Source organism: Rhizobium sp. WW_1 (assembly GCF_003610155.1).
Lineage (GTDB): Bacteria > Pseudomonadota > Alphaproteobacteria > Rhizobiales > Rhizobiaceae > Rhizobium > Rhizobium tropici_A.
The window spans coordinates 106,911-115,913 of the sequence record NZ_RAIN01000017.1 but is presented as its reverse complement, the minus strand read 5'-3'; the positions used below and the strand labels follow the sequence as shown (position 1 = coordinate 115,913).

Genomic DNA, 9,003 nt, shown 5'->3' with positions numbered 1-9,003 from the left:
ACCAGGCCAAAGCGGCTTAAATCAACCCGCAAACTGAGCCGGAAACTCCATTCTTCCAGAGCCCAAAAAGTCTCAAATCATTCGACGACGGACAGTCCACCCGATCTCTTTCAGCGTCGCGGACCAGGATGCCGCGTTGGCCCGGATGAAGGCCGCCGGTGTACACGTCATCCGGTTCGGAATGGAGGACCAAGAAGACGAGAACCTCGATTTCATCAAGCGCGCCCATGCACAGAACATTGGGGTAGTTCTGATCTTCCACGGCAAATATGCGCCAGGCGCTCCGGTGCGGCCCTATCAGGCAAAAGAGTTCCCCGGCATGTGGGAAGGGCCGCCGATCTCATTCCTCGACCCTGATGCTTCCCGCATCTATTTCCAGCAGTTCCTGGGCAAGCTCGATGCTGCCGGAATCGCCCTGGCCGGTATTGAACTTGAAAACGAAATCAATATGGCGGGTAACAATCCCGACTTTCGCTTGCCTGGCGAGGGACGCGTGCTCGGTCTCGACGATCTTAGACGTGATCCCGAAGGGCGGCAGGTCGCCAAAGGCTACCAGCAATATCTGAAGGTTCTGGCCGCACTCAAGGATGTTCGGGATCATTCGAAGCTCAGCCGGCAAGCGCCGCTGTTGCCCTTCAGTCTTGTCGACACCGGACCCGAAGGCGCTTGGCCGACCGCGAAGAATTATGACGGCGTAAGCCCCGGCGCGACCATGACGTTTCTTCGCGCGAACGGTTTGGACAAGCTCGTCGACGCCTATAATCTTCACATCTACCCATGGGCCGATGGGCCAGGCGAGAGGGTTTCCGCTATCCATCGCCTGAGACGATTGCAGCAGCTCGTACAGCCATTGTGCTTTCCCGGCGGCTCGCCTGGCGGCAAACCATGCTGGGTGACGGAATGGGGTTTCACAAACGACAGCAAGAACTGTCCCGCCGATGAGAAGGCGCGTAGCCTGCTGGTCCAGGAGATGATGGGTGATTTCCGCCAGCTTGCGCAGCAGAAGCGGCTCACCGGTCTGATCTATTACGCCTGGCTTGGCGAGGCCCGCTTTGATGTATACCGATGCGGTTCCCTCACGAAGACCGGCCAACTTGCAATCGCACCGATTGCGACGAATTGACGAAGAGCTTGCCTAGGGTTTTCTACCGCGAACGACTACACCTTGTTGCTCCGCATGAGCCATGAGTTGAATTGGTCTCGGTGTTCGCGGCCCTATCGCCAGGCCTGCAGGCGTTGTCGCAGCCGCCCCCTCAAAAGACCTCCGCGCGTACCGAGGTCCATCGTATCATCGGCAACATCGACGGCATAAGCCAGAAAGGCGCTCATGTCTACGCGTGCAGTTCAGCGGCGGATTCGTCGCAACCAGCACTGATCGTGGCCGGATAAGCAAACAGAGCCAGCGAGCTGTCAATCGACGAGGCGTAAAGCTCTGCGTGCATGGCATTCGAGTCGTGGGCGGCGTCCCCAACGACGCGATTGCGAAGTCGAGAATACGGTTGGCAGCTTCGCCGAAGCTGAACCTCACTGGAAGCACAAGAAGCCGGCCTAAAGCAGCTGGTTCAGGCAGAGGCATACCCATCACCTGGGTCCAGCTTATCTGCGAGCTCCAACGCGACTGGAACCGGGAGAAAACGCACCCGGCTTCGCCGAAATCCTGTTCGCGTCGAGCGCCATTGAATAGCTCGTCCACGCAGGCGACGGCGAATACAAAAAACGACAGCGACCATCGCGGGGAAACGTGCCTATTATGCGCAATCCGCCCCTTTTATCTTTCATTGGAGACGTATCATGAACCTCGAACTCAATGGCAAACTGGCTCTCGTCACCGGCAGTACCGCCGGCATTGGGTACGCCATCGCAGCCGCGCTCCTTCGCGAGGACGCCCATGTGATCGTCAACGGCCGAACCCAGGACGGGGTCGATCGCGCGGTCGCTGAACTTGCCGCGATTGGAACCGGCAGCGTTGAAGGATTTGCCGGCGATCTCGGAACTGCGGAAGCTGCCGAAGCACTTGCGAAACGCTTCCCGAATGTCGAGATCCTGATCAACAACCTCGGCATCTTCGAACCCAAGCCGTTCGAAGAGATCCCCGATGCTGACTGGCGCCAGTTCTTCGATGTCAACGTGATTTCAGGCGTGCGTCTCGCCCGCCTCTATTTGCCATCGATGCGCGAGCGCAACTGGGGCCGCATCATCTTCATCTCGAGCGAAAGCGGTGTACACATTCCGGCGGAGATGGTGCATTACGGCGTGACCAAGGCGGCCCAGATTGCGGCGGCGCGCGGTATTGCCGAATCCGTTGCCGGCACCGCGATCACGGTCAACAGCGTGTTGCCGGGCCCGACCAAGTCACGCGGCATCGTCGATTTTGTTGCGGCACTGCCCGGATCCGAAGGCAAATCTTTCGCGCAATTCGAGACCGAGTTCTTCGAGAAGGTCCGGCCGACTTCGCTGATCAAGCGCTTCTCGACCCCCGAGGAGGTCGCGTCCATGGTTGCCTATGTGGCAAGCCCCCTCGCCTCGGCCACCAATGGCGCGGCGTTGCGGGTCGACGGCGGCGTGGTGAAAAGCGCATTCTGAGCGTCGCCGCCGGAAAGTCCCCCGAAAGGGCGATTTTGGATCGCGTGATATCCGCTCCCCGAACAATTGGCAAACCGCCAGCGGGGAGACAAGCCTTGGCGCACTTCGTTTCAGGCGCGCGTCATTCAGATGCGGACAAAAGGTTGTATGAGCTTCCCGAGGAAGCCATGAAACCGGACATGTCCTTCGATGGCCGCCAACGAAATACATTCGCCTTCGCTGCCTATGACCGGGCTATGATCCGTCTCGTCATCGCCCTCGACGAAGTCTCCCGGCTGATAGCGATTATCGCCATCGGAGAACGATCCTTTCAGAACCTGCGTCACTTCCAGATCCGTATGACCATGCGCTGGCATGCGCTTGTTCGCTTTTACTTTCAGCAGGATGACGTTCGCTGCGGGTGCATGCGGCACGACAAGGCGGCTGAGCTTGACCCCCGCCCCGACGGTACGCCAGGGACCCACTTTGCAATCGTTCAATGTGCTTGGAAGGGCGAGCCCGTCGATGGATATGCGTGGCGACGGCCGAGGGCTGATGGCGGTCACCCGATGGCTCAAGTCCAGACGGGCAAGGGTGCGCTCGAGAGCATCCGACGAGAGGGCTTCGGGTCGCGTTCGTGTCAGGATATCGCCGCCGACGGCCTCGAAGGCCGCCAGCCGCCTCTGACAGAACGGGCAGCCGCTCAGATGGGTGGAGACCACGAGTGCTGGACCGGCAGGCAACGTGCCTGCGGCAAAGCGCAGGAGTGTTTGGTCGCTGGGATGGTGATTAATCGTCATAGTGTTTCTTCCAGCATGTCCCTCAACCTGCCAAGCGCACGTCTGATACGTGATTTCACTGTCCCAAGCGGCAGATCCAGTTCCTTGGCGATTTCGGAATGAGGACGATCACGAAAAAAGGACAATCTGATGATTTCCTCTTGTTCCGAACTGAGCGCCTGCAGCGCGGCCCGGACCCTATCTTCATCCGCCCTGACGACGAGGATCTCCTCCGGCGTCGGTTCCGATGGCTGATATTCGTCCGGCTCGCTCCCGGAAGCCTGCTTGAGCGTTTGGGCCTTCCGCTGGAAGTCGATGCGCAAATTCCGTGCGATCGTAAAGATCCATGTCATCGCGCCTGCGCGTGCGGGATCGAAATAGGAGGCCTTGCGCCAGACCAGGAGCATCGCTTCCTGGGCTATTTCTTCCGCCACTTCAGGCGGGGACCCCGAGCGCATCATGAACGCCTTGATCCTGGGCGCTGCAAAATTGAACAGCTCGGCGAAAGCCTGACGATCCTGTCTTGTTGCGATCGCCAAAACCAGTTGGTTGATCGCTTCCCGCGATAGCAACTCGCGATCGGACAATATCGTCACCGCTCGTCTCCCATGAAAGGAAAAGATGCTGTCTGGTCCGCCATGGCTATCGATCGGCTGTGCTGAAACATTCATGCGCTTTCTACGACGGGCGGTGCCACTTGGATCCCGTGATCCGGCCCGGGAAAATTCACGTATCAGATTTGAAGACTAGAAAGAAATAACGTGCCTTAGCAAGCGACACGTCAAGCGGGCACTGTCGGAAGAGAGAACACGATGCCGCATGACACAATGAAACGACAAGAATCCTGGATGAAGGCCGGCATAGCGGTCGCCCCGGTCATCATCGTTCTTCTGCTCGGACAGTGGGCGACCTTCCCAAACATTCCCGGCTGGTATGCAGGCCTCGTCAAGCCGGTTTTCAATCCGCCCAACTGGATCTTCGGACCGGTCTGGACCTGCCTTTATGCACTCATGGCCCTTGCGGTCTGGCGGATATGGATGCTTCCCGCCGAGGCTCGGGGACGATCGCCCGCGTTCATCTGCTTCTACCTGCAGCTCACCTTCAATGCGGCGTGGTCATGGGCTTTCTTTGCGCTCCATAGTCCGGCGCTCGGCCTCGTGGACATCATCCCGCAATGGATCTTGATCCTTGAGACAATCCGCAGGTTCCATCGCCTCGATCGGCTCGCAGCTTACGCTCTGCTACCTCTTGCATTCTGGGTCGCCTTCGCCTTCGCACTCAATTTCGAGATCTGGAGGCTGAATGGCTGAGCGCGGGCGGGCCTGTCAGCTATGTCCGATAGGCCCGAGCAGACGCTCGGTCACCCATTGGCCAATTCCGGCGGCAACCCCCGAGAGGGCGGTTCCCCAAAGAAGGTCGGCTATGGTCAGAATGGTCGACCAGTTTCTGAGCGTCGCCTGGTTGGTCAGGTCATAGGTAGCATAGGCCGTAAAGCCGAGCATCGCGCCGCAAACGACCGCCATCTGCGGTGATCCGGCCAGCAAACCGGGCCGCACGGCAAGAGCAGTCAGCCCAAGCGCGTATATCAGATAGAACGCGATGGCGGGCGCCAGCCGAAAGCCACTTGCCAGCATGTCTCCGAGCAGAGGCCGGTATAGCCGGTCCGCCATGCTGCTCAACCAGATGAAATCGATCGCGACGAACACGATCAAGGTAGTGAGGTAGGCGACAACATAGGTCTTCACCGCAATCTCCTTCGCGACACGCCGTCAGCCAATCAATTGATCCGCGTCCAATCGACACCCCTGCATATCAGCCCGGCGATCACACACCCCCTCGTCGCCATGTGATCGCCGGTTACCGTCACTGTGATCCTGTAGGTCAGATCGCGCTGAGGGTCGAAGGCTTTGCCGGTGTAGACGCCATCTGCGCCAGCCTTGATCGTCATTACCAGCCTGTCGCCCGCCTTTTCTCTCGGCGTACCTGGCTTTATCCAGGTATTCACCGCACAGATGTTGGTTCCGCAGGGCGCAATCCTGACTTTGGCGTTGCCGTCTCCGCGAGCCCATTGGCCCTCGATATCAGCGGCTTGCGCGACCGCTCCAAATGCCATCAGCAGACATGCAAAGGCGCCAATCATCGGTCTCACAGGCAGGGCTCCCTTTGGCTTCGCGCACTCACGCGTGTTCGAGCGTATACAGTCCGACATCGATGCTCCCCTCCTCGAAGCCGGCCTCGCAATAGCAAAGGTAGTAGTGCCAGAGACGCCGGAACCGCTCGTCGAAGCCGAGTGCGGCGATCGCCGGCCAATGAGCGTGGAAGCGTACGCGCCAGTCGGCGAGTGTCCGGGCATAGGATTTGCCGAAATGCTCTCTCGCCGTAAGTACGAAGCCCGCCTTTGAGGCTGCAGCCGACAAGGCTGAATCCGAAGGCAGGAAGCCGCCCGGGAAAATGTATTTCTGGATAAAATCCGAACCGCGCCGATAGGATTTGAAGCGTTCTTCTTCGATCGAGATGATCTGCAGTACGACCCGGCCGCCGGGCCTGAGACAGCGCCTGAGCGTTGCGAAATAGCTCGGCCAATACGCCTCGCCGACTGCTTCGAACATTTCGATCGAAACGATGCGGTCGAATTGCCCGCTGAGGTCGCGATAATCCTGAAGGCGCAAGTCGACCTGATCCGATTTGCCGGCCGCGTCGACTGCTTCCTTCGCCCAGGCGAGCTGCGAAGGTGACAAGGTAATACCCGTCACCTTCGCATTTGCCCGGCCCGCCAGAAATACGGCAAGCGCGCCCCAGCCACAGCCGATCTCAAGCACGCTTTCGCTGCGATCGAGATCTAGCTTTTCAAGAACACGCTCAAGTTTCTTCCGTTGCGCAGCTTCAAGGGTTGGCGTCGAATCGTCGAATATTCCGGACGAATAAAGCATCGAGGGATCCAGCCATTCCCTGTAGAACGCGTTTCCAAGATCGTAGTGCGCCTCGATATTGCGCCTGCTGCCGTGCTTCGTATTCGCATTGAGCAAATGTTTTGCCCGGTTGAAAAGCCGCACCAGCGGACTTCCTGCGATGGTCGGTGCGAGGGCATCAGCGTTCCTGGCGGCAAAGCGGATCACTGCCGTTAGATCCGGAGTTGTCCAATCCTCCTCGATATAGGCTTCCGCAAAGCCGATATCGCCCGCGGCGACAAGGCGGCGCAGCATGCGCCAGCGCCTGATGACGATGACCGCCTCCGGTCCCGGCTCGGTGCCGTACTTCTCGACCAGCCCCCCGGATGGCAAAATGATCTTCAGATGGCCGTAGCGAATATCGCGCAGCAATTTGAGCAGCAGTTGTCCCGCAAGGCCAGGTCTATCAGTGCTTTGCGGCAGACGAAGCGAGGCGTGCGAAACATCGTCAAACGGGCTCATGAACATCAACCTTCGAATGGGGTGCCTTCCCTTCAGCAGGTGATGGGCGGACGAATGAAACAGGATTTTCCGGGGGAAGCGGATGGACGCGCAAGCCAACGCCCTTCAACCAGATCTTCAGCGCTTCCCAATGGATGCCGCCGACGACGCGTAGCGTTAGGAAGGGGATTGCAAAAAACGCCTTGAGAAGCGCCGCATCCGTCAGCCTCGTGCGGCGCGCCAGATGCCTGGCGGTCAACACGAGGCCCTCGCGATCGAATGCCGCGATCCAGATCGATAGCGTGTCGTCCGGCGGCAATATCCGGAACTTGTAGCGAAGGTCCATGTCCATGAAAGGCGAGACATAGAAGGCCTTGTCGCATTCCTGAACGATCTCCTTGGCACCATCCGCTTGAACAGGAATCATATAGCCGTGGCGCTCGCCGAAGGTGTTGTCGACCTCCCAGAGGATGGCTTTCAGCGACGCATCACTCGCATAGCAGAAGAAGACGCTGAGCGGATTGAAAGCCCAGCCGAGCAGGCGCGGCATGGTGAGCAGCCGGATAGGTCCGCCGTCCGGCTCGATGCCGGCTTCACGCATACATTTTTCCACCTGCTTCCTGAGGTCCGACCCAGAACCGTCTCCACGATCCTTGCGATGGAAAGAGAACAGATTGAACCGGTCGACCGATAGCAGCCTCAGCCGCCTGTCCATTTCATCGAGCTCATCCAGGTCGATCAACAGCGAATAGATGCGGTAGCTGAGCCTGTGCTGCTTCGGCTTTAATCGCGCATGGGTGACGCAGCCGGGGAAAAGCGCCGAGCGAAGTTCCGCGCTCATGCACTCACCTCCAGGTCGGCGGGCAGCCCGGTCGGCCTCGTAATCGGTGTTCGGACGATACGGGCGCTTTCCTGCGCGACCTGCCAGGGCCGCCGCAACCCACCAAGATCTTCGGCAACCGCGAGCCCTGCCTGGATGCCGTCCTCGTGGAATCCCGAACCGAAATGAGCGCCGCAGAACCAGGTATTGCGCACACCCTGGAGCGACCAGATTTCCCTTTGCGCCCGATCCGTATCAAGATCGAAGACGGGATGTTCGTAGATCTCACGGCGGATTACGCTCTCCTCGCGCGGTGCGCGATGCGGATTGAGTGTCACGAAAGTCGGAGGCGCGTCGCCCAAGGGCTGAAGCTTGTTCATCCAGTAGGTGATCGATGGCTGGTTCGGCTCGCCCGACCGTTCGGCGACATAGTTCCAGCTCGACCAGGCGGCCCGCCGCCTCGGCATCAACGTAATGTCACCATGCAGAACGGCCTCGTTACGCGAATAGCGGAAGGCACCGAGAATGCGTTTTTCCTCGGCGCTGGCGTCGACCAACATGGAAAGCGCCTGGTCGGCATGGGTGGCGATGACGACATCGTCGAAAGTCTGCTGGCTTCCATTGCCATCATCGAGCTCGACACCCTTTGGCCCACGGCGCACGCCCTTCACACGCGTCGATAACCGGATGCGGCCGGCGAAACGACTTGCCATACGCGTCACGTATTCCCGGCTGCCGCCCTTCACCGTGCGCCAAACCGGACGGTTCCAAAGTTCAAGCAGGCCGTGATTGCAGCAGAAACGCACGAAACTTGCCGCCGGATAGGCACCGACCTGCATCGCGGGCGTCGACCAGATCGCCGATGCCATCGGATAAAGATGATCGTCACGAAAGGCGCGACCATAGGCGTTACGAGAGAGGTAATCGTCGAGCGAAATACCGGCCATCTCAGGCAGATCCCGCGGCGCATTGCGATAGAAGCGCACCAGATCGCGCATCATCGACCAGAAGCGCGGGCTGACGATATTGGATTTCTGCGCAAAAAGACCGAGACCCGTACCGCCGGAATATTCGTAGGCGCCGTCGTCGAGCGACACTGCAAACGACATGTTCGATGCGGCGGTCGGCACGTCGAGCGTCCGAAACAGAGCGGTCAGATTGGGATAGGTGACCTCGTTATAGACGATGAAGCCGGTATCAACGGCAATGGCGCCAACAGCACCATTGAACTCCACCGTATTGCTGTGACCGCCCAGCCGATTGCTCGCTTCGAAAACGGTCACGTCGTGACGCTTCGACAGAAGCCAGGCGGCCGAAAGCCCTGAAATGCCGCTGCCGATCACCGCGATATTCAGTCGTCGTTCGCCGCTGTTCCGATCGCAATGATCCATCAAATCCTCGCTTCTCCCAATGCTCAGCTTTTGGCTCGTAAGACAGATACGGAAAGAGGCGG

Annotated in this window: 10 protein-coding genes; 3 read left to right on the top strand and 7 right to left on the bottom strand. The window is 59.2% G+C overall.

Annotated elements, in window-relative coordinates:
* Window positions 1-136: 136 nt before the first annotated feature.
* Window positions 137-1,123: a hypothetical protein gene (locus BJ928_RS31725; protein WP_147413964.1), complete on the top strand. Its 987-nt coding sequence runs from the start codon at window positions 137-139 to the stop codon at window positions 1,121-1,123.
* A gap of 668 nt (window positions 1,124-1,791) precedes the next feature.
* On the top strand, window positions 1,792-2,583 hold the full coding sequence (locus tag BJ928_RS31715) for an SDR family NAD(P)-dependent oxidoreductase (RefSeq protein ID WP_047634250.1): 792 nt from the start codon (window positions 1,792-1,794) through the stop codon (window positions 2,581-2,583).
* Between the two features lie 125 nt (window positions 2,584-2,708).
* Here the strand turns inward: BJ928_RS31715 and BJ928_RS31710 are convergent, their stop codons facing one another.
* Both BJ928_RS31710 and BJ928_RS31705 read right to left on the bottom strand, forming a co-directional pair.
* The gene (locus tag BJ928_RS31710; protein WP_047634249.1) at window positions 2,709-3,362 is read right to left on the bottom strand and encodes a ChrR family anti-sigma-E factor; all 654 of its coding nucleotides are present in this window, start codon (window positions 3,360-3,362) and stop codon (window positions 2,709-2,711) included.
* Window positions 3,359-3,937, bottom strand: a complete 579-nt coding sequence (locus BJ928_RS31705) for a sigma-70 family RNA polymerase sigma factor (RefSeq protein ID WP_245432643.1) — start codon at window positions 3,935-3,937, stop codon at window positions 3,359-3,361. The genes BJ928_RS31710 and BJ928_RS31705 overlap by 4 nt, the downstream gene beginning before the upstream one ends.
* Window positions 3,938-4,168: 231 nt before the next feature.
* Between BJ928_RS31705 and BJ928_RS31700 the strand changes: the two genes are divergently transcribed.
* Window positions 4,169-4,651, top strand: coding sequence for a TspO/MBR family protein (locus tag BJ928_RS31700; protein WP_245432642.1), 483 nt, complete (start codon window positions 4,169-4,171; stop codon window positions 4,649-4,651).
* 15 nt (window positions 4,652-4,666) lie between these two features.
* Here BJ928_RS31700 and BJ928_RS31695 read toward each other — a convergent pair whose 3' ends face one another.
* From BJ928_RS31695 to BJ928_RS31675, 5 genes are read right to left on the bottom strand one after another with little or no spacing between them, the layout of a single operon-like run.
* Complete coding sequence (locus BJ928_RS31695) at window positions 4,667-5,086, bottom strand: DUF2177 family protein (protein WP_047634247.1); 420 nt, start codon at window positions 5,084-5,086, stop codon at window positions 4,667-4,669.
* A gap of 32 nt (window positions 5,087-5,118) precedes the next feature.
* On the bottom strand, window positions 5,119-5,481 hold the full coding sequence (locus BJ928_RS31690) for a DUF2147 domain-containing protein (protein ID WP_052227847.1): 363 nt from the start codon (window positions 5,479-5,481) through the stop codon (window positions 5,119-5,121).
* A gap of 37 nt (window positions 5,482-5,518) precedes the next feature.
* Window positions 5,519-6,751 (bottom strand): cyclopropane-fatty-acyl-phospholipid synthase family protein, encoded by a 1,233-nt coding sequence (locus BJ928_RS31685; RefSeq protein ID WP_047634290.1) that lies wholly within the window; start codon window positions 6,749-6,751, stop codon window positions 5,519-5,521.
* Window positions 6,738-7,571, bottom strand: coding sequence for a DUF1365 domain-containing protein (locus BJ928_RS31680; protein ID WP_047634246.1), 834 nt, complete (start codon window positions 7,569-7,571; stop codon window positions 6,738-6,740). The genes BJ928_RS31685 and BJ928_RS31680 overlap by 14 nt, the downstream gene beginning before the upstream one ends.
* Window positions 7,568-8,941, bottom strand: a complete 1,374-nt coding sequence (locus tag BJ928_RS31675) for an NAD(P)/FAD-dependent oxidoreductase (protein ID WP_047634245.1) — start codon at window positions 8,939-8,941, stop codon at window positions 7,568-7,570. Before BJ928_RS31675 ends, BJ928_RS31680 begins: the two co-directional genes overlap by 4 nt.
* Window positions 8,942-9,003: the final 62 nt, after the last annotated feature.

What these genes read in the sequence shown, in the direction of transcription:
- BJ928_RS31715 (WP_047634250.1), top strand. Translation starts at nt 1,792, where the DNA reads ATGAACCTCGAACTCAATGGCAAACTGGCTCTCGTCACCGGCAGTACC.
- BJ928_RS31710 (WP_047634249.1), bottom strand. Translation starts at nt 3,362, where the DNA reads ATGACGATTAATCACCATCCCAGCGACCAAACACTCCTGCGCTTTGCC.
- BJ928_RS31700 (WP_245432642.1), top strand. Translation starts at nt 4,169, where the DNA reads ATGAAACGACAAGAATCCTGGATGAAGGCCGGCATAGCGGTCGCCCCG.
- BJ928_RS31690 (WP_052227847.1), bottom strand. Translation starts at nt 5,481, where the DNA reads ATGATTGGCGCCTTTGCATGTCTGCTGATGGCATTTGGAGCGGTCGCG.
- BJ928_RS31685 (WP_047634290.1), bottom strand. Translation starts at nt 6,751, where the DNA reads ATGAGCCCGTTTGACGATGTTTCGCACGCCTCGCTTCGTCTGCCGCAA.
- BJ928_RS31680 (WP_047634246.1), bottom strand. Translation starts at nt 7,571, where the DNA reads ATGAGCGCGGAACTTCGCTCGGCGCTTTTCCCCGGCTGCGTCACCCAT.
- BJ928_RS31675 (WP_047634245.1), bottom strand. Translation starts at nt 8,941, where the DNA reads ATGGATCATTGCGATCGGAACAGCGGCGAACGACGACTGAATATCGCG.